This is a genomic window from Fluviicola taffensis DSM 16823 (genome assembly GCF_943372375.1).
Taxonomy (GTDB): domain Bacteria; phylum Bacteroidota; class Bacteroidia; order Flavobacteriales_D; family Crocinitomicaceae; genus Fluviicola; species Fluviicola taffensis_A.
In genome coordinates this window covers 228403-249464 of the sequence record NZ_CALRYJ010000001.1, presented here as the reverse complement: position 1 = coordinate 249464, position 21062 = coordinate 228403, and the positions used below count along the sequence as shown (strand labels likewise).

Annotated in this window: 19 protein-coding genes; 12 read left to right on the top strand and 7 right to left on the bottom strand. The window is 40.6% G+C overall.

From position 1 onward, the window contains the following. Positions 1–64 precede the first annotated feature (64 nt). The 3 genes from AAG807_RS01075 (at position 65) to AAG807_RS01065 (ending at position 4556) form a co-directional block, all read left to right on the top strand. Positions 65–274, top strand: coding sequence for a hypothetical protein (locus tag AAG807_RS01075; protein WP_341900010.1), 210 nt, complete (start codon positions 65–67; stop codon positions 272–274). A gap of 20 nt (positions 275–294) precedes the next feature. Then, complete coding sequence (locus AAG807_RS01070; protein ID WP_341900008.1) at positions 295–1551, top strand: hypothetical protein; 1257 nt, start codon at positions 295–297, stop codon at positions 1549–1551. 95 nt (positions 1552–1646) lie between these two features. Next, positions 1647–4556, top strand: coding sequence for a PKD domain-containing protein (locus AAG807_RS01065; protein WP_341900006.1), 2910 nt, complete (start codon positions 1647–1649; stop codon positions 4554–4556). 4 nt (positions 4557–4560) lie between these two features. On the opposite strand, the gene AAG807_RS01060 is transcribed toward AAG807_RS01065, so the two are convergent. Further along, on the bottom strand, positions 4561–4896 hold the full coding sequence (locus tag AAG807_RS01060) for a hypothetical protein (protein ID WP_341900003.1): 336 nt from the start codon (positions 4894–4896) through the stop codon (positions 4561–4563). Between the two features lie 158 nt (positions 4897–5054). On the opposite strand from AAG807_RS01060, the gene AAG807_RS01055 reads away from it, so the two are divergent. From AAG807_RS01055 to AAG807_RS01030, 6 genes are all read left to right on the top strand, one after another. Next, positions 5055–6278, top strand: a complete 1224-nt coding sequence (locus tag AAG807_RS01055) for an outer membrane protein transport protein (protein ID WP_341900001.1) — start codon at positions 5055–5057, stop codon at positions 6276–6278. Between the two features lie 4 nt (positions 6279–6282). Further along, complete coding sequence (locus AAG807_RS01050; RefSeq protein ID WP_341899999.1) at positions 6283–7587, top strand: hypothetical protein; 1305 nt, start codon at positions 6283–6285, stop codon at positions 7585–7587. 16 nt (positions 7588–7603) lie between these two features. Then, positions 7604–8917 (top strand): T9SS type A sorting domain-containing protein, encoded by a 1314-nt coding sequence (locus AAG807_RS01045; protein ID WP_341899997.1) that lies wholly within the window; start codon positions 7604–7606, stop codon positions 8915–8917. A 175-nt stretch (positions 8918–9092) separates the two neighbouring features. Then, positions 9093–10148, top strand: coding sequence for an META domain-containing protein (locus AAG807_RS01040; protein ID WP_341899994.1), 1056 nt, complete (start codon positions 9093–9095; stop codon positions 10146–10148). 57 nt (positions 10149–10205) lie between these two features. Further along, positions 10206–10538, top strand: a complete 333-nt coding sequence (locus AAG807_RS01035; protein WP_341899992.1) for a hypothetical protein — start codon at positions 10206–10208, stop codon at positions 10536–10538. A gap of 150 nt (positions 10539–10688) precedes the next feature. Then, positions 10689–12026 carry a saccharopine dehydrogenase C-terminal domain-containing protein gene (locus AAG807_RS01030; protein ID WP_341899990.1) on the top strand — a complete coding sequence of 446 codons (1338 nt, stop codon included), beginning with the start codon at positions 10689–10691 and terminating at the stop codon, positions 12024–12026. Here AAG807_RS01030 and AAG807_RS01025 read toward each other — a convergent pair. Both AAG807_RS01025 and AAG807_RS01020 read right to left on the bottom strand, forming a co-directional pair. Continuing rightward, complete coding sequence (locus AAG807_RS01025; protein ID WP_341899988.1) at positions 12023–12631, bottom strand: hypothetical protein; 609 nt, start codon at positions 12629–12631, stop codon at positions 12023–12025. The two genes, AAG807_RS01030 and AAG807_RS01025, sit on opposite strands and share 4 nt — an antisense overlap. Continuing rightward, positions 12628–13617, bottom strand: a complete 990-nt coding sequence (locus AAG807_RS01020; RefSeq protein ID WP_341899986.1) for a tetratricopeptide repeat protein — start codon at positions 13615–13617, stop codon at positions 12628–12630. Before AAG807_RS01020 ends, AAG807_RS01025 begins: the two co-directional genes overlap by 4 nt. A gap of 223 nt (positions 13618–13840) precedes the next feature. Between AAG807_RS01020 and AAG807_RS01015 the strand changes: the two genes are divergently transcribed. Next, positions 13841–14185, top strand: a complete 345-nt coding sequence (locus tag AAG807_RS01015; RefSeq protein WP_341899984.1) for a hypothetical protein — start codon at positions 13841–13843, stop codon at positions 14183–14185. Further along, positions 14182–15105: a hypothetical protein gene (locus AAG807_RS01010; protein ID WP_341899982.1), complete on the top strand. Its 924-nt coding sequence runs from the start codon at positions 14182–14184 to the stop codon at positions 15103–15105. Before AAG807_RS01015 ends, AAG807_RS01010 begins: the two co-directional genes overlap by 4 nt. Before the next feature lie 171 nt (positions 15106–15276). Here the strand turns inward: AAG807_RS01010 and odhB are convergent, their stop codons facing one another. The 3 genes from odhB to AAG807_RS00995 all read right to left on the bottom strand — a co-directional run bounded on the left by odhB (position 15277) and on the right by AAG807_RS00995 (position 19872). After that, a complete protein-coding gene (gene odhB / locus AAG807_RS01005; RefSeq protein ID WP_341899980.1) occupies positions 15277–16566 on the bottom strand; it encodes a 2-oxoglutarate dehydrogenase complex dihydrolipoyllysine-residue succinyltransferase in 1290 nt (429 codons plus the stop codon). A 30-nt stretch (positions 16567–16596) separates the two neighbouring features. Continuing rightward, positions 16597–19320, bottom strand: a complete 2724-nt coding sequence (locus AAG807_RS01000) for a 2-oxoglutarate dehydrogenase E1 component (RefSeq protein ID WP_341899978.1) — start codon at positions 19318–19320, stop codon at positions 16597–16599. A 207-nt stretch (positions 19321–19527) separates the two neighbouring features. Then, positions 19528–19872, bottom strand: coding sequence for a hypothetical protein (locus AAG807_RS00995; protein ID WP_341899975.1), 345 nt, complete (start codon positions 19870–19872; stop codon positions 19528–19530). A gap of 38 nt (positions 19873–19910) precedes the next feature. On the opposite strand from AAG807_RS00995, the gene AAG807_RS00990 reads away from it, so the two are divergent. Continuing rightward, positions 19911–20540 carry an HAD family phosphatase gene (locus AAG807_RS00990; RefSeq protein WP_341899974.1) on the top strand — a complete coding sequence of 210 codons (630 nt, stop codon included), beginning with the start codon at positions 19911–19913 and terminating at the stop codon, positions 20538–20540. Here the strand turns inward: AAG807_RS00990 and mce are convergent. Further along, positions 20520–20921 carry a methylmalonyl-CoA epimerase gene (gene mce, locus AAG807_RS00985; protein ID WP_341899972.1) on the bottom strand — a complete coding sequence of 134 codons (402 nt, stop codon included), beginning with the start codon at positions 20919–20921 and terminating at the stop codon, positions 20520–20522. The two genes, AAG807_RS00990 and mce, sit on opposite strands and share 21 nt — an antisense overlap. Positions 20922–21062: the final 141 nt, after the last annotated feature.

The window sequence follows — 21062 nt, the reverse complement described above, 5'->3', positions numbered from 1 at the left end:
GAAAATTTAACATTTGGCTAATATTTATTATATTAAATTTGTATCACACCTCAAACGAAAAGTCATGACAACAGAAAAAAAAGTACTCAATGCTTTAGGAGTATTGTTGGTGTTCGGGTTGATTTTATTAATCATTAGATTTTTAAACAAAAAAACTGAGACTAAACTCTATTCAGATGACGCTTATGCAGTATTGCAAGATAATGATAAGCTTCATGAATTAGATCAGGCCGTTTCTAATTATCACAAAAGCGGTAAATGGTCAAATGAATAAAAAACAATTAAATTTGTTATGTGAGTTTTACTGTTGATTTTATACTACTATTCATTTTGGTTGTTATACCTGGGTTGATTTTCAAAAGATTTTTCTTTTTTGGAGAGTTCTCAAAGCAGTATACAACTAAAGAGTCAATTTATAAATCATTATTTTATAGCATTATTCCTGGAATTTTAATTCAACTCTTTTCTTATTGGTTTTATATTACTATTCATGACCCATGGTTTAATACTGAAGATGTATTAACAATTTTCAAGGAGTTGTTTTCTAATAAAACAGAATATTCGATATCAACAGAAAGGTTTTTTAAAGAAGGATTTAATTTTTTCCTTTTACATGAAGTTATTGTCTTTACCCTTGCAGGATTTATTGGATTGATATTTTCAAGATTAATAAGATTGATGAGATGGGATATACACTTTAAAATTTTTCGTTTTCAAAATCAATGGTATTATGTTTTTAGTGGGGAGATAAAAAGGTTCAAAAAATTCAAACATTTGAAAAGGATTCTTGGAGAGGTTGATGGAGAAGTTGTTAAAACAAATCAAACTCATTTTCCTCCATATGGAGATATATTGGTGGAGGATGGTGGACAGCAAAATTTATATACTGGTTTTATAGTTGACTATGATTTAGATTATGAAGATGTAAATAATCTTGATAGAATATACCTTATTGGTGCAAGTCGTTATAGGCTTAAAAGAGATGGAGAAGATTTGACTAATCTAGATGTTCGTGGAAGTAGAGTAAAGGTGCCGATTAAAGGAGATGTTTTTATTCTTGAAGCTAAGAACATTCTCAATATGAATTTAACTTTCATACCCACAAAGCAATTGGAAAAGGTTAAAAGTGAAGTATGGCAGCGAATTAATAAGGTGATTTATTTTGCTGGTTTATTTATATATTTTTTAGCCATTATATATTTTTCATTTATTAATTCCTCATTACTAAATAGCATATTTCCTAATGTAACATGGTTATTAGTTGGATATGGATTCTTTGCAAGAATGCTAATAGCATTGACAATCGTTCAGATTATTTCTCTTATTATCCCTTCTCAAATAGATATTATTAAAGGTGGTGAAAAAGAAAACATAAGTAAAGAAAATCAATCGAATTATGCGGAATTGATAGTTGAGTTTGAGGATGATGCAATTGAATTGAAACAAACTGAGGAGCAGAAAATCAGGAGATATGATTATTCTTGGAAAGATTTTGGACTAAAGATTATTTATCTGTTGATATTTATTGGTTTGATGCTGATTTTCTTTTAAGTATCAAAGACTCATTCTGCTTATTCCTAAAGCAACCTATCTCAGTCGATTACGTTAATATTAAAGAAGATTTCGTATCTTCCAAATTATTACTTATGTCGATGAAAAATATGCCCCCATTTTTATCGGATGAGACCTATTACAAGAAAACCCATTCACACCGTTTTTCGAGAGGTCTTCTATTCGTTTTGCTGCTATTTTTTGCTTCCGGAGTGCAAGCTCAAGGAGACGATTGTAGCCAAGCGCTTGCATTAAGTAATGTGACCAATTACTGTTCGTCTACCACTCAATACACAAGCGCAGGATGCACTGCCGGCACATTTGCTGCAGCACCTTGTTGGACTGCTTCTGCCACTTCCGATGTTTGGTTTTCATTTGTAGCTATCGGAACCAATGTATTGATATCCGTTAATGGAGCTACCATCCAACAACCTCGGATTGCCATCTATTCCGGAAACTGTGCCGGACCGTTGAACCAAGTAATCGGTGGTTGCACGAATGGAACGGGTGGTTCTCCGGATTCCCAGTTGTTTAATACCGGTTTGGTTCAGGGAACCACTTACCTGATTCGAATCAGTACGACTGCAGCTCAAAGAGGTTCTTTTCAGTTATGTATCAATAATTATACACCCCCACCGGTTGCATCTGCAGATTGCGGAGGAGCAGGAAGGTTGTGCAACAAGAATTCGATCAGTGTCACCAACCTGACGAGCGGTGGAGTGAATAATAATGAAAATGCAGGTACCTGTTTGTCCGGCTTTGGAATTTTCGAAACCAATTCGGTTTGGTACACCTGGACTTGTCAAACGGCGGGCACTTTAACAATGGATATCATTCCGGCGAATCAACTAGACGATATTGATTTCATCATTTTTCAATTGAGTACGGCAAATCCTTGTGGACCAAGAACTGCTATCCGTTGCACAGCGACCTCTTTTATCAATGCGAATGCAAGTACGGGATTGAATGCAAGTTCAACAGACCAGAATGAAACAGTTGGCTGGACAGGTATTGAAGATGCTTATGTGCAGCAAATCAATATGACCGTGGGAACCAGTTATGCTATTTTGATTAATAATACGAATGCGACCAACGGATTTTCATTGAATTGGGGTGGAACAGGAACATTTGTTGGTCCGGATGCCAATATTACAGGCGGTCCGTTTACAGTTTGTGCCGGAACTCCGATTTCCTTTGATGGCAATACTTCGACCAACTACAGCACCCTGAACTGGAATTTTATGAATGGATCCGGTACTCCTTCCAATCCTACCGGTCCCGGTCCACATACGGTATCTTATCCGACTCCCGGAAATTATGTTGCTATCTTGAATGCCACTTCCACCACAGGCTGCACATCCGTTGAAACGGTAAATGTTACGGTCAATCCGTTTGTCACACTTGCATTTGCTGCTGTTCCGGATATTTGTTCCGGTCAGCCCACTCCCGCATTTCCTGCTCAAACGAGTATACCTACTATCTTTGGAACGTGGTCACCTGCTGCTATCAGCAACACCGTAACGGGAACATACACTTTCACTCCGAATGTGAACCAATGCGCACTTCCGGGAACTATTTCCGTGAATGTGTTGGCTACAATAACACCGACCTTTCCAGCTCATCCTACTTATTGTTTAAATGCGACTCCACAAGCTTTGCTGCCCACTTCCGATAATGGAGTAAGCGGAACCTGGTCTCCTGCAACAATTAACACTTCAACTGTAGGCACAGTCAATTACACTTTTACTCCAACTTCAGGGTCATGTACTTTACCTGTAACCCTTGCAATTGTAGTTGGTCCTGCTCCAACACCTTTGTTTACCCCAATTCCTGCACTTTGTTCGGGTGATGTGGCTCCTGTTTTACCAAGTATATCGAATGATTCGATTACGGGAACATGGTCGCCCGCAGTTGTAGATAATACGACTTCCGGAAGCTACACTTTTACTCCAAGTATTGGGGAATGTGCTTCAACAACAACCATGGCTATTACTGTAAACAATCCGATAGTGCCGAATTTGACTCCCGCGGGTCCATTCTGTGATAATGCAACGACTGCAGCAAATTTAACGGCTGATATTGTAGGAGGAATCTGGTCGGGTACAGGAATTACTAATCCAACAGGGGTTTTCACTCCAAGTATTGCCGGAGTAGGAACACATGCGGTGACCTATGTTCATACACAAGGTTGCGGAGGAACAAATACGATGAATATTGTGGTCGAACCTGCACCGAATTCGAATTTTACTGCGGATGCTTTGAGTGGTTGTATTCCATTAAATGTTCATTTCACATCGGATCCTGCGGTTACCATTTCTGCCTGGGACTTTGGAGATAATACCACTGCAAATGGAGTAGGAGGTGTCGATCATACGTTCAATACGGCTGGGACTTATTCCATAACACTTACGAATACTACCAACGGCTGTTCATCCGGTACGACACAAACAAGCTACATCACGGTTTATCCAAATCCGGAGGCGTTATTCAATGCCAGCCCACAAGTGCTTTCCCAAACGGAAACGGATGCGCAGTTTAATAACCATTCCATCAATGGAAGTTCTTATTTCTGGAACTTTGGAGATGGGGATAATAGCAATGCCGAGAATCCGAGTCACCATTATCCGCAGGTTCCCGGGAATTATACAGTCACATTGACTGTTACCAGTCCGGATGGTTGCGTAGACGTAGCTTCATTGATCCTTACAATAAAGGATGACCGTATCATCTATGTTCCAAATACGTTCACACCTGATGGGGATGAGTTTAACAATGTATTTGCTCCCGTTGTGACAGCAGGTTACGATACTCAGAACTATTCATTCACGATTTACAATCGTTGGGGAGAAACGCTGTTTGAATCCCACGACGTGACTAAAGGTTGGGATGGAACCTACATGGGGAAATTGGTCCAGGCAGGAATTTATACGTGGACTATCCGTATCAAAAACCTGGACGATGACCGATATGAAGTGTTCAACGGTCATCTGAACATGCTGAGATAAAAACTTACTTGCAATTACACAAGGTGTAAAACGCGAAATTCTTTCTTGTCTTGATACACATTCCTTCACGGATAAGCGTGTAATGTCTGTTCAATCGTGTTTTGGAGTTGGGTTCTAAAATCAATTCATCTGATGCTATCGACCAGGTTCCTTCGGCAACAATCGGTTTGGACGCTTTCGTCAAATCCGTGTAAACGAAAGTATGATTTTCATTCAACTGCAAGCTAGGTGCATTCTTCCCGTCACCACCAAAATTTCCTTTCGGTTCATTCACCATGTTTTGCGCATTGGAGTTAAAACTCAAAAGGATTCCAACGAAAATTAAATAGGTTCCATTCATAATTACTTGTTTAGTAATGCAATATATGAAATCTATCCTGGATATGAATTTAATTTTAACGGATATAATTGAAAAAGTAACGGGATTGTTAAATTTGTTGTGCGCTCATAGATTTTTTGTATCTTACTCGCCATTAACGCATTTTCGTTCTATCAACTATGCAAAAATTAATACTACTTCTCTTCAGCGTTTTCGCTGTGATTACTATTCATTCACAAGGATTCCAAGTGAATTTTCAAGGACAAAAGCAACAAGGAATGGGGCTTGCAGGAACTGCACTGTCTGAGGACGCATCTTCCTTATTTTACAATCCTGGTGGGGTTGCATTTGTAAAGAAGAACGAAATCAATGCGGGGTTTTCTCCCATTTTCGCGAATACCTTGTTTGTAGATTCGGCATCCGGTGATGGTTATCGCACAAAATCCCCCATGGGAACTCCTTTTTCGGTGTACGCCCTTTTCGGATTTAAAAAAATGGAGTCATTGAAAGTCGGGTTGGCGGTCTACACTCCGTTCGGAAGTACGATCCAATATGAAGACGCCTGGATCGGAAGATTTGCGTTGACCAAATTGTCGTTGAAATCCATTTATATCCAACCAACGGTTTCTTATAAGATCAATGAGCATTTTGGAATTGGAGCAGGTTTCATCGTTTCAACCGGATCGGTGGACTTACAGAAAGACATTCCGGTTCAATTTGCAGATGGATCTTATGGTCATGCGGAATTGACGGGTAAAGCACTGGGCTTCGGATATAATTTAGGATTGAGTGCGAAGATCAACGAACACTTTTCTCTTGGCTTGACTTATCGTTCGAAAGTTTCCATGAAGGTGAAAGAAGGAGATGCGAAATTTACTGTTCCCGAGTCCTTGAGCACCAATTTTCCCAATGGACCGTTTACATCGTCACTTCCACTACCTAGTGTTTTGACTCTTGGGGGATCGTACGATACAGGAAAAAAATGGCAATTTGTACTTGACATCAATTATGTAGGTTGGAAAGCATACGATACCCTGGCTTTCGATTACGAATCCAATACCGCAAGCTTGGCGGATACCAAATCTGCCAGAAAATATAAGAGCATTGTTGCATTCAGAGGTGGAGCAAACTTCAAAGCTACTGAGTTAATTTCCATCCGATTAGGTGGAGGTTACGGGTTTTCACCGGTTCAATCGGGTTACGTGACACCTGAATCACCGGATGGTAACCGCATTTATGGGACGGCAGGTCTGGGATTCAAGTTCAATGAGCATTTCAATGTGGATTTATCCTTTTACTACACGCATATCAAGCGAACAGATAGAAATTACGAGTCAAACTTGCAGGGTACATTCACGACCATTGCAATTTCTCCGGGTATTGGTTTAAGTTATAAATGGTAAGAAAATGAAACAGGTTTTAGCTACTGTATTGATTGGAACTCTTGTTTTGAGTTCATGCAAACCGAAATATGAAAAACCGGAAAGCTCAGCGGGTGATCTGGATGTGACCCGTTTTGTAATGATTGGTGGTTCACATACTTCAGGGTATATGGACGATGCGCTGTATTATGAAGGACAACAGTATTCCATTGCGAATTTGGTAAGTGCGCAACTGCAAAAAGTTGGTTCCGGACCATTCTACCAACCTTATATGTCAAGTAATTCAGTTGGGGTGAGTGGTCAGGGAATGTCCAGATTCAAACTCGGTTATAAAACGGATTGTTTAGGAGTGACTTCACTTTCACCTGTTCGCTTGGCATCCAGTGGTGATGTGGCTGCTTTTGGATCGAATGTGTACAATTCGAGTCAGACTTTTGGAAACTTTGGAGTGCCGGGAATGACAGTAACTGTTGTCAATGTTCCTTCATACGGAGCACTGAATCCTTTCTTTGGTCGAATGAGTTCTTCCGGAACAGCAAGTGTTTTAGGAGATGCGATGGCTTCAAGTCCTACCTGCTTTGCGCTTTTCGTGGGAATAGAGGATGTGCTTCCATATGCTCAAGGTGGTGCCAGCAATGGAACAATGGTTCAGGGGGCTACTTTCAGTATTGCTTACGAACAAATCGTTCAGTCTTTAACTGCGAATGGTGCAAAAGGAGTTGTTTCATTGATTCCTGACATCACAGAGATGCCTTATTTTACGACGATTCCTTACAATGGATTGAATCTGACTCCTGATAAAGTGGCTTCCTTGAATGCAATTTACAATCCGATTGGGATTTCATTTCAGGAGGGACCAAACGGTTTCATGATTCAAGACCCAACAGCAGGGACGTTTGGCGTAAGAAACATGGTAGCCGGTGAATTGGTATTGCTTAGTACTCCTTTGGATTCTGTAAAATGCAATTCAATGGGTTCTGTTTTTCCTTTTAGAAATGAATTTGTTTTGACATTGGATGAATTAAGTCTGATCAGAGCTCAGATTGCGGATTACAATAATGCAATTACAGCGATAGCATCAACCTATAATCTGGCAATAGCAAAACCGAATGAAGTAGTCAAAAATCTGCAATCAGGAATTGTTTATAATGGAATCACTCTGAGTGCAAAATTTGTATCGGGTGGCGCCTATTCCTTGGATGGAATTCACTTCAATCCAAGAGGAAATGCCATTATTTCAAATGAATTTATCCGGGCTTTGAATGATAAATACAATGCCAGCATCCCAGCTATAAATGCGGTTAATTACCCATCAGTTACATTCCCATAATCTTAAAAACAAACACATGAAAATTTCTACTTTTCTCTTATCCACACTACTATCTTCTGCGGCATTGGCACAAACGCCTTGTCAAACCGGAAGATATGCAGACGATGTTTATTCCAACGTAACGTTATCAAGCAATATTGTTTACGGATCGAACACCTCTTTTTCCGGTTCAACGACCTCGTTGACATTGGATTTTTATGAACCTGCAGCAGATACCTCAGTTGCAAGACCTTTGATTATTTGGGTTCACGGAGGTAGTTTCCTGGGAGGTACCAAAACAGATGCAGATGTACAATCATTATCCAACCGTTTCGCAAAAAAAGGTTATGCGTGTGCTTCGATCAATTACAGAACCGGATTTTTCCCGATTGACTCTGCGAATGCTATCAAGGCGGTGCTTCGCGCAACGCAGGATTTGAAAGCTTCCATCCGTTTCTTTTACAAGGACAGAGCGACAGCAAATATGTACAAGATTGATACGAACCGTATTTTTATCGGAGGAAGTTCTGCAGGAGCGATTACGGCTTTGCACGTTGCTTACCTGGATCAGGATTGTGAGATTGAGGATTATATCAACGGAACCGGTCTTGCTGCCTTAGGAGGTTTAGAGGGTGCCAGCGGTAATCCCGGTTACTCTACAAAAGTAGTCGGAGTGATCAACCTATGCGGTGCATTGGGAAGATACAGCTGGTTGGAAGCTGGAGATGTTCCTTTGGTTTCTGTTCATGGAACAGCTGACGGAGTTGTAAAATATAACCGTGCAATTGTAAACCCGGGAGTTCCATTGATGTACTTGGATGGAAGCCGCATGTTGCTTGAGAGAAGCTGTGCTTTGAGCCACCCACATAAATTGTATACTTTCCCTGGTGCGGATCACGTTCCATATGCAGGAAGTACAGCAACAGAAATTGCATACATGGATACCACTGCAAATTTTGTTCGTGATTTCCTTGTTCATCAATTAGGTTGTACGAATATGGACCTTCAACCTGCGAATCCTCCGGCAGAAAATGCTTTTTTATATCCGATCAATTACTGTGATGGAAGTCCGGTTAATGAAACATGCATATTGGGCTTGACGGAATCTGAGCAACAGGAGATGAATATCTATCCAAATCCAGCTTCCAGCGACTTGACAATCGTTTGTGAATCTGCCGGAACCAAGAATCTTTCTATTGTCGATTTGTCCGGTAGAGTTGTTATGGAAAAAACAATGAATTCCGGAACAATGACCATTTCTGTTGAAGGTTTCAAAAATGGAACATACTTCATTCGATTGGTTGATACGGACTCTCAAAATGCAATTACGAAACAATTGGTAATTCAATAAGAGTCTGCCTTGGTCCGCCAGGGCGGAAAGACTGCATGTGGCAAGGACAACTTGTTTAACATGAGGGACAAAACTTTGATTAATATAAAGCTTCCTTCGGGGAGCTTTTTTTATATTCGCACTTTAACAGGAAAGTTTGGCAACAAATTTGTAACTTGAGGACAAAATGAATAAAATGAAAAGCATTGGCGTATTACTGGTATTGTTATTTACTCAAACAAGTCTTTTTGGACAAAAGACGATTCGGTTGACAGTAAAGGAAGAATGTGTACCATGCCGCCGGATGATGGCACAGACTTGTTTTCAGGTGCAAAAAAACGGGTCTAAAACCTGGGAATTGTTCTATGAGCGAATTGCAGGATTTGAATATGTCGCAGGAAACAGATATGTCATTGATGTCATTGAAACCGAACGCCCGGAGCCAGTTCCACAGGATTTATCCCGATATACCTATAAGTTGGGGAAAGTGATCTCTGTAACTCCGATGATCAGCACAAGTGAAGGTGTCCTGTATAAGGTTATCCGAATGAACGGTAAGGAAGTGGTGAATGCAGATGTATCATTCAGTTTCGATAGCACTTATCACCAAATTGCAGGAAGAAGTGGCTGCAATAATTTCACGACTCCCATCAAGATGAATAAGAAGCAAAGTAAGATTTGCGTAAAAACCGGTGCATCAACCAAAATGGCTTGTCCTGAAATGGAAAGTAAGATCGAAGACGAGTTTCTGAAATCAATTTCGGAGAAGTCATTCAAGATTTCCCACAAGGGCGGTTTGATGATCTGGACAGCCAAGAAGAAGGAGGTTCTCGTTTTGGAAACCGCTTCAATGCCTCTTCCTCAAGACCCGTCATCCACTGGAAGACCTGAAAAAACGCCATGGAATTATTTCAACCAACAAAATTTGAAATTGATTCAAATGGATGGAGTTACTGTTAAGGACTCGAAAGCAGTCCTCAAAATAGACATGTCAACGAATTCATTCACTGGAAGCAATGGCTGTAATCGCATTTCAGGAAATATGAAAACAACTCGGAATACGGTTGCTTTTTTCGATATCATTTCTACAAAAATGATGTGTACGGATGCATTGGTTGCTACAACTGAAAGACGCTTCATGGAAATCATAGGAAGCAAAGGATTAACAGTCGATTTCGCAGAACAAGTATTTAACATCTACGATTCCTCAGGGAAATTGGTGTTAATGTTCGCTGTGGACGCAACCAAATAAATTTATTAGAGTTTTAATATCAGTTTTCATATATTTATACACCAAAAATTTTTTACTATGAAAAAACTAATCAAAATTTCTGCGTTTGCAACATTGGTATTTGTTGGAGCATTTGGAATTCAGTCATTTACTTCTTCAAAAGCTGTGTCTTCTGAGAAAGTTCTGAGCAATATCGAATTTAAAGTTATCAATGATTCATCCTCTGAATTCAAGTACTGCGTGAATGGCGGTCACAACTACATTAGTGCAGGGGCATCTAAAGGATTTAGTTATAGTGAAGGTACAGAGCTTAAGTATTTGGATGGAAGTAACTGCGGTAGTTTATGGTTTAAAGTTACCAGCTCTATGCACGGTAAGTCATTTAAACTTTCTGAATTGAAGTCGAAATAAATCATTTTTTGAAATATTGAACAAGAAGCCTCTTTTTTTAAGAGGCTTTTTTGTTTTGCACAATTTCTTTTAGCTTTTCAATTTAAATATGGTTAATTCTCTATTCGGATTGATTGAATTCCGTTAATTTCGTAAACAGATTTAATGGATATGAAACGAATTTTGCTTTTAGGCGCCGGCCTCTCTGCTACCACTCTTATTAAATACTTACTTGATCACGCTGTCGGGAATAATTGGCAGTTGCGGGTAGTTGATAGATCTTTGGACCTGGTGAAACATAAGTTGGCAGATCATCCTAGCGGTGTGGCACTTTCATTCAATGCATTGGATCGGAACGAGCGCTGGGAAGAACTTCAACAGGCTGATCTGGTAATCTCCATGTTGCCTGCGCGCTTTCATGTTGAAATTGCAAGGGATTGTCTGGAATTGAAAAAACATCTGATCACCCCCTCATATGTTTCTGCTGAAATGAATGCGCTGAATGAGGAAGCTCGAGAAGCAGGATTGATTTTCATGAATGAAATAGGAGTTGATCCCGGATTGGATCACATGAGTGCCATGCGTATTGTTGATTCCATTAAGAATCAAGGAGGGGAAATTACCGGATTCAAATCTTATTGCGGGGGGTTGGTAGCCCCGGAAAGTGATAACAATCCTTGGAACTATAAATTCACTTGGAATCCAAGAAATGTGGTATTGGCGGCTCAAGGTGGAATGGCTTGCTACATCGATAGACATCAATACAAGTACATTCCGTATACGCAGGTTTTTACGCGCCTGGATACTATTTCCGTTGACGGATATGGTGACTTTGACGGATATGCCAACAGGGATTCATTGTCGTATCGCCACATTTATGGCTTGGAAGATATTCCGACTATGTACCGTGGAACACTTAGAAAACCGGGTTTTTGTAAGGATTGGAATGCCTTTGTTCAATTGGGTTTGACAGATGATCATCTGGTACTTCAGGATTCTGAGAATTTGACTGCCAGAACTTTTATCAATGCTTTCCTGCCATTTGAAGAGGAAACACCGGTTGAACAGAAGTGGATGAATGCATGTGCTCCTTTGGGAATTACGGATATATCCAAATTTGAATGGTTGGGTTTATTTGACGGTTCTACAAAATTGGGCTTGAAGAATGCAACCGCTGCCCAAATTTTGGAGAAACTCCTGTTGGATAAATGGGTTTTGGAACCACACGACAAAGATATGTTAGTCATGGTTCATCAATTCACTTATTTGCTGAATGGCGAACGCCGGTTCATTGAATCTTCCATGGTGAATCTGGGGGATGATCAAGAACACACGGCAATGTCTAAAACGGTTGGTTATCCGGTAGGAATCTGCGCGAAACTCATTTTGAAGAATCAAATTTCGGAAAGAGGGGTTTTGCTTCCGACAAAGCCCGAAATCTACAATCCGATTCTGGATGAACTGGAAGAATTGGGAATAGCATTCCAGGAATTGGAAAAAGTGGTTTAAGAAAAGAGTGCGCTTCTATTAGCTAAACGATAGATAACGACTCCCAAAACGGTTCCGAAAAGCAATACCTCATCCGGAAAGTTAACAAAGTAGGAAACAAGCAGTATCAGCCCGAAGACCAATGAAAGCAGGAGTCCTTGTTTTACGGGTTCACGCGTAAAATAATTCACCGGGTATTTCCGGAAGAGTTGGGGAAGTAAGAATTGCTGTTTGTAAGTCACATAACCGCTAAGTACCATCAAGGGAATCAAAATGAATCCTTGTTGGATCCCCATATCACTATAACTCAAAAAAGCCCATATACGCTCTGTCCAGGAAAAGGATGCGTGAATGTTAGGCAGAATGTAAAAAACAGCGAGAGAGGTGCTTAAAATGCATAAAAATGCAATGATCAATTGCTTGCTTGCCAATTGCTTTTCAGGAACATTGCCACTGAATTGAATCCGCTTTCGTGCTTTGAATACCGTGAGTACCCAGAATAGGATCCAATCAATCAAATAAAACAGCAGGATGAAGCTGGCATCCCATTTCCAATAAAAGTATCCTAGGATTGGAAGAAGTGCTTCAATCAGTGTTTGAAAAAGAACAGCTCTCTTTGGCGTCATTTGGATAAACGCTTGATTGCTTCATTTGAAATAGCGAAATCAGGATTGTATTTCAATGCTTTTCTGTAATACTGAATTGCCTGATACTTTTCTCCTTTTGTTTCATAGGCAAGACCCAGATTATGCCAGGCTTCCACATAGCGAGGTTCCTTTTGTAAGGTCTCATTGTAGAAATAGATCGCACTGTCCAGATCATTTTGCTTGAACTGTTTAATCCAACCCAACTGAAACAATGGAGGGGTAAAAGTCGGATCTTTCTTCAGCATTTCACGATAGATGACTTGTGCTTCCTGCAATTTGTCGAATTCCTGGTAAGCATACGCCAGGTTGTAATGCGCCTCGATGTTATTTGGTCGGATTTGTGTTGCGGTAATGAAGTACTGGATACATAAGGGATCTTGTTCTTCCTGATAGATCAACCCGAGTTTGATGTAAGCGGCGAAGAAATCCGGATCTTGATCAATCGCGGTTTGATAGGATGATTTTGCCAGTTCACGATTATCCAGGCTCAGATAGATACTTCCTTTTAAAATATAAGCATCCCGGTATTTTTTATTGATGCGCAATGCTTCATTTATAAAATAAAATGCTTTCTCATTATCTCCTTGTTGGGCATAAGTGGTCGCTAATGCAACTAAAGCCGCCAAATTTTTAGGGTCTTTCTTCACCACATATTTGAAATGTGTTTGTGCCGACATCACATCGCTTGGTGTTCTGTTCGCCCGATTATTCAGGGCATTCGCATATAAGAAACGCGCTTCGAGATTTCCTTGCTGCATGCGGTATGCTTTTGCACCATCCTGAAGCGCTTTTTCATAATCGTAGCGTTCCAGCATCAAATTACCGTGTTTGATCAGGATGGGAACACTATCCGGATATTTTTTGAATAGCTGATCGATGGAAAGTTCTTTTTGAGGTTTTTTTGAATTGTTTCCGCCACATGAGCTCAATACTGCAATAAAACCAATAAAAAATAGAATGCGCATAGTTAAATGAATCTGACAACAAAAATAAGGAAATGTATTTAGCTATTGGTATTAAACGTGCTCTTCTTCCGAAGCGTTGGTTTTCTAAATTTCCCTTAAATGATTACCATGGAACTTATATTCGCTTAAGACACTTAAATGTTCATTTCGGATTACGATACATTCATCTAAGGATTTAGTTTTTAGCGGGATCCTTACTATTGTATTACTATAACTTAATGCGATGATTAACAATTTATTACTAATTGTTTTTCTAACTTTTGCGTCTTTTTCTTTTGGTCAGGGTAATTCCACATACGACCAGAGGTTACTGATTCATTTTACAGAAGAACAACTTGCGGAGATGCCACAGCAAAAGCTGGAGGCGATTACTTACTATTACTGTCAAAGTTATTTGATCGATGATTCTCATGTGATCGGATTTGACATCCATACATTTGATGTATCCCAATACGAGGAGTTGCGAAGAGAGTCGGTTGATTACTCATTCGCGAATGACGAAGGGTTGATCATAACCTTGCTCGCAAAAGACAAGTATTTACCGAAGGCAACACTTAAGAAATCATGAAAAAGCTATTAACAGGTTTGATGGTGGCTTCTGGTTTTGCTGCTTTCGCCCAAATGCCTTATACATGGACAGCGGGTGTAAATCCGGGCTGGACTAATACAGGCGCTTTGCAGTGGAGGAACGGATGTTCAGTTGTCACAACAAACTGCAATGGAAATTATACTAATAATCTCAATACAACCTATACTTCTCCAACTATTGATGCAAGTTGTGCAAATGCATCGACCCTTTCGGTAACTTTTACGGCAAATGGAAATGCGGAGTATACCTGGGATTTTTTATTCGTTGAATATTCATTGGACAATGGGGCTACCTGGAATAACCCTTATGGTCCCGGAATCGGATGGACCGGAAACTTCGGTGCCGGAACTACCATACCGGCAATTATAACCCCCACATCATCTACATTTCGATTTCGGTTTAACTTTCAATCTGATTTTAGCAATGTATCAACCGGGTATAAAATAACCGATTTCGATATTGCATGCAATGTGGTTCTTCCGGTTGAAATCTATTCATTTACCGGAAAAAGGGTGGGGAGCGAAAATCAATTGGATTGGATTACGCAATCTGAAAAGGATAACGACTACTTTGATGTGGAATGGTCTACGAATCCGGAAGCTGAAATCTGGACGAGCATCGGTACAGTGCAGTCGAAAGGGAATTCTACGGAGAAACAGAATTACTCGATGATGCATTCAAGTCCGTCTGTAACCAAGAAAAATTATTACCGGATCACTCAGGTGGATAAGGACGGAGCACGAAGAACTTTTGAGGAATTGGTTCTTGTCGACAATACCATGAAGGAAAATCCGTTAAAGGAAATAGTGAACTTGCTGGGGCAACCGGCAGATGAAAATACTCCGGGACTTGTTATTTATATCTATGAAGACGGCACGAAAGTGAAAAAATTTCAATAGTTTTTGACCTATGAACCGGTGCTGTGTGAAGAAGGTTGGTATCTAAACCCTGTACCAACCTTTTATTTTTTGCTACAATTCAATCAACCGGAAATTCAGGCTATTAGAATTTGGTCAAATAAAAAACCCCATGTTGATTAACACGGGGTTTCACTATCGTTTTGTTGATTTTTATAATCCTAGAAGAACCGCATACGGATCTTTTCCTCCGAATATGATTCTTTCCGGATTTTCGATCATCTCTTTTACTTTTACCAGGAATCCAACAGATTCTTTTCCGTCGATAATTCTGTGGTCGTAAGACAATGCCAAATACATCATCGGGCGAATTTCAACCTTCCCATCAATTGCAACGGGACGCTCAATAATGTTGTGCATTCCCAAAATAGCTGATTGAGGAGGGTTGATGATCGGTGTTGACATCATCGAACCGAAAACACCTCCGTTTGTAATGGTGAAAGTACCACCTGTCATGTCCTCCGGAGTGATTTTTCCGTCGCGAGCTTTGATCGCCAAACGTTTGATTTCTCTTTCAATTTCAGCTAAACTCATTTGCTCCGCATTGCGAACAACCGGAACCATCAATCCTTTTGGTGATGAAACTGCGATGCCAATGTCAGCATAGTTATGGAAAATCATTTCGTTTCCGTCAATTTGAGCATTCACTGAAGGGAATAAGTTCAACGCTTCCGTTACTGCTTTTGTAAAGAAAGACATGAAGCCTAAATTGACCTCGTGGAATTTAGAAAACTGATCTTTGTACTTCGCACGCAAATCCATAATCGGTTTCATATCCACTTCGTTGAACGTCGTCAACATAGCCGTTTCATTTTTCACAGAGACCAAACGCTCTGCGATTTTACGACGAAGCATGGACATTTTCTCACGATTCTGATCACGAGTTCCTCCCCATCCTTGAGTAGCATCAGCCGGAATACCAGCTGCCATTGCCTCAATGACATCTTGTTTCGTAATACGTCCATCTTTTCCTGAACCATTGATTTTCGTTCCGGAAACACCGTTTTCAGCCATTATTTTTGCAGCAGCAGGTGAAGGAGTTCCTTTTGCGTAACTATCATTGACCGGTCCCGGATTAGGAGCTGGTGTGCTTGCTTTTTCCGCAACCGGAGTTGCTTCAGCCGTTTTCTCAGCTGCAGCAGGCGCTTTCTCTTCTGCTTTTGGAGCAGCTTCAGCAGGAGCTGCCGAACCAGCCGGTCTTGCAGCTGACGTGTCAATCAAGCAAACTACTTGCCCCACTTTTACTACATCACCTTCGGCCGCTTTTAAGGTAATAATACCCGCTTGCTCTGCCGGCAATTCCAATGTTGCCTTGTCAGAGTCAACTTCTGCAATAGCTTGGTCTTTTTCTACATAGTCACCATCCGCAACTAACCAAGTTGCAATTTCCACTTCAGAAATTGATTCTCCCGGACTAGGTACTTTCATTTCAAGGATTGACATAATTGAATCGTATTTAGTTTTGTAATTATCTTATTTCGCTGCTACTGATGCAAATTGAAACACATCAGCGAACAATTGTTTCAAACGACGTTCGTGTAATTTCTTGGAACCTTCAGCTGCTGCAGCAGATGCCGGTCTTGTTACTCCAATAAATGGAATGTGTCTCAAATTCATCGCCATGTAAGTCCAAGCTCCCATATTTGCAGGTTCTTCTTGAGCCCACATCACATGTTTAGCGTTATATTTTGCAATAACCGCATCAATTTGCTTTTGAGGCAATGGATATAATTGTTCTACACGGACAAATGCCATCGTATCAACACCCATTTCCGTTGCTTTTTCCTTCATTTCGTAATAGAATTTTCCGGAACAGAAAACGAGGGTATCCACCTGACCGACTTTTGCAGTCGAATCATCAATCACTTCCTGGAAACGACCACTTGCCATTTCTTCCAATGTGGAAGTGGCAGCCGGGTAACGCAACAATAATTTTGGCGAAAACACGACCAATGGTTTGCGGAATGGACGAACCAATTGTCTGCGAAGTAAATGGAAATGATTGGCCGGTGTGGAAGTGTTCACCACCTGGATATTGTCATCAGCAGCTTGCTGCAACCAACGCTCCATGCGACCACTAGAGTGTTCTGCACCTTGCCCTTCATATCCGTGAGGAAGAAGCATCACCAGACCACTTTGCGTTGACCATTTGTCTTCACCGGCAGTAATGAACTGATCGATCATGATTTGGGCACCATTGAAGAAATCTCCAAACTGTGCTTCCCAAATAGTCAATCCTTTCGGGGTTGCCAATGAATATCCGTACTCAAATCCAAGAACCGCATATTCAGACAACAAAGAGTTGTAGATAGTAAACGGAGCTTGTTTCTCGGAAAGCATGTTCAAGGTTTCGATTTCTTCCTCGTTGTCTTCTGTCTTTACAACAGCATGACGGTGGGAGAACGTTCCACGCTCCACATCCTGACCGGAAATCCGCACAGGAATTCCTTCTTCCAATAGGGTAGCATAAGCCAGCATTTCTGCTGTTCCCCAATCCAAATTATTGTTTTCAACAGCAGCTAAGCGGTCGTCAAAGATCTTTTGAATCTTACGGAAATATTTTTTACCTTCAGGTAAAGTCGCCAATTTTCTACCCAATTCCAGTAATTTCTCTTTCTTGATCCCTGTTTCAGGACTTGAATCGAAATCTTCAGATTTGCTGTGGCGGAAACCTTCCCAAGTTTTACTTAAGAAATCCCATACCACTGCTTTTTCATTCTTACGAGCTGTTTCGAACTCGCTTTCCAGGTAATTGTTGTACTCGTCCTCAATGTTTTTAGCATCCGCTTCAGACAATGAACCCTCAGCAGTCAATTCCTTCTGGTAGATCACTTTTGGATTCGGATGTTTTGCAATGATATCGTACAAATTCGGTTGCGTGAATTTAGGCTCATCTCCTTCATTGTGTCCGTATTTACGGTAGCACAATAAATCAATAAACACATCGCGGTGGAATTTCTGACGGTATTCCATTGCAATTTCAATGGTTTGGATAACCGCTTCAATATCGTCTCCATTTACATGGAACACCGGTGTAAGGGTCGTTTTGGCAACATCCGTACAATAGGTCGATGAACGCGCATCGTGAAAATTTGTTGTAAAACCAACTTGATTGTTCACTACCAGGTGAATGGTTCCACCAGCACGGTATCCGTCAAGCAAAGCCATTTGAATCACTTCATAAACGATGCCTTGTCCGGCAACAGCTGCATCCCCGTGAATCATTACAGGACATACCTTGTTTTCGTCCTTGAAATGACTGTCCAGTTTTGCACGTGCAATTCCTTGAACAACCGGATCAACCGCTTCCAAGTGGGAAGGGTTCGGAGCAAGTGTCAAACCGACTTCTTTTCCGTTTGCGGTCTTAACCGTGCTTGTATATCCCTGATGGTATTTTACATCACCATCGAAAGCACCATCCGCATCAAATTCCTTCCCTTCAAATTCGGAGAAGATATCCTGAGGACGTTTTTGAAAAATGTTAGTCAGTGTATTTAAGCGTCCGCGGTGAGCCATTCCCATTACGAAATATTCAACTCCCAAGCTGGATCCTTTTTCAATCAAAGCATCCAAAGCCGGAATCAGTGCTTCACCACCTTCAACGGAAAAACGTTTCTGACCCACATATTTTTTACCTAAAAAGGCTTCAAAATTGGAAGTCTGAACGAGTTTTTTATAGATATGTTTTTTACGTTCGATGTCAAATTTCGGACGATTTTTCACTTCGATGCTGTTTCTGAACCATTCCAGACGCTCCGGTTCGCGCATAAACATGTATTCGATACCGATGGATTGGCAATAACATTGCTCCAAATCCTGGATGATATCGCGTAATGTTGCGGCACCAATCCCAATTTGTTCACCAGCTTGAAAGACCGTATCCAAATCAGAAGCTTCCAAACCGAAGTTTTCGATAGCCAATGTCGGTTCATACTTTCTGCGTTCGCGAACAGGGTTGGTTTTTGTAAATAAGTGACCACGAGTTCGATACCCGTTGATCAGATTAATCACTTTGAATTCTTTCTGAAAATTTTCAGGAATTTCAGCACCGTCTTCGTAGTTCATACGGGCAAAATCAAATCCTTCGAAGAACTTTTGCCAGCTGCTATCTACGCTTTCAGGGTCTTTAATATAAGATTGATATAAATGGTCTATCGCATTTACATCTGCATTTCCTACGTACGTCACTTTATCCATGTTCGAGCACACTATAATGGTGGGTAAAGTTAAAACTTTTAGTCCACGCGTGAATAGGAAATCGCGATAAAAAATGCAAAATTGATATATATTGTTTAAGGGCAAACATAATGACATCCCGATGGCTATCGGGAGAATGGATTAATTATCAAGACTAGCTTCTCTTAGACCTTGAGAATTGATGATTTTGTCATTCATAATTTCTTTTCACTTGTACTGAATCTGATAGAATACTTTCATCAGTTCACGATGCAGAATGGCGTTGGAAAGATAAAACAAGCGGTTTTCATGGTTGATTGTCTCCTTAAGAATGAGCTCCGGAATATCGATGAGGTAAAGCAGGTGCTGGAGTTCGCTTTCACTTAGTTTTTGAAGAATACCCCGGATTTCTTCGTTCCATTCCTCCGGATCTGTGCTTGTCAGTTCGAACTCGCCTATTCCCGAACGCTGAAAGTCCTTGTGAATTTGTGCTTGCAATTTTTCAAGCAGCTTGCGTTGACTCAATCGCAATTGCAATTTCTGAACGAGTGCATTTAAATCTTTTTCATCCATAATTCAGTCATTCAAAGTGAACTTACTACTTTTGTGTCATGTTTGAACACTCAAAAGAAGCAATCATTTTTGATTTGGGAGGCGTTTTGTTGAATTTGGATTATGATTTAACAGAAAAAGCTTTTATTTCCCTTGGTATGACCAATTTTGGAGAATCGTATTCTCAATTGCAGCAAACACAGCTATTTGACCGCTTTGAAAGGGGAGAGGTTTCTTCTTTTCACTTCGTTAATCAGCTTTTGGATCGTTTGCCATTTGGCACTACAGCGAATCAGGTAGTTCATGCCTGGGACGCTATGATTTTGGATTTTCCGGTAGAACGATTGCAGTTTTTGGAAGAGCTTTCTAAGAAACACCGTCTTTTTCTGTTAAGCAATACCAATGATCTCCATATTGATGCTGTTCGAAGATCTTTGGAAAAAACCGTTGGACATCGGAACCTGGAGCAATATTTTGAGAAAACCTATTTCTCGTCTGCAATCGGAATGCGCAAGCCGGATTCAAATATATTTGAATTTGTTTGTGCTGAAAACAATCTGGACCCGGCAAAAACACTTTTTATTGATGACAGCCCTCAGCATGTGGAAGGAGCGAAGAATGCTGGTCTGGACGCTCTTCTGTTAGCAAAAGATCAGGATGTTTTCGAATTACCCTTTTTCCTGGCATAATTCCACCAGCACTCCATTCGAAGATTTCGGATGGATAAATGCGACCAGTTTGTTATCAGCCCCGTTTTTGGGTTGCTCATTCAATAATTGAAATCCTTTGGAAGCAAGGTCGTCCATGGATTGTTTGATATCGGTAACATCAAATGCGATGTGGTGAATTCCTTCGCCTTTCTTTTCAATGAATTTGGCGATCGGACTTGCTTCATTACTTGCCTCCAATAGCTCGATCTTTGAGTCGCCTACTTGAAAAAAAGCAGTTTTTACTCCTTCACTTTCTACCGCTTCTGTTTTATAGCATTCGGTTCCAAGAAGTTCCGTATAGGTAAGAATTGCCTCCTCCAGGTTTCTGACTGCAATTCCAATGTGCTCGATTTTATTCATAGGATGAATATAATAAAAAAAGGATGAATCAGTGGGGACGCGATGCATCGCGTCCCCACTGAATTTTATAAAATAAAAAAAACCGGTCACTGAGTCCCGAAGTTTCGGGAAAGTGCCGGTTTTCAATTATTTTTTAAGGTC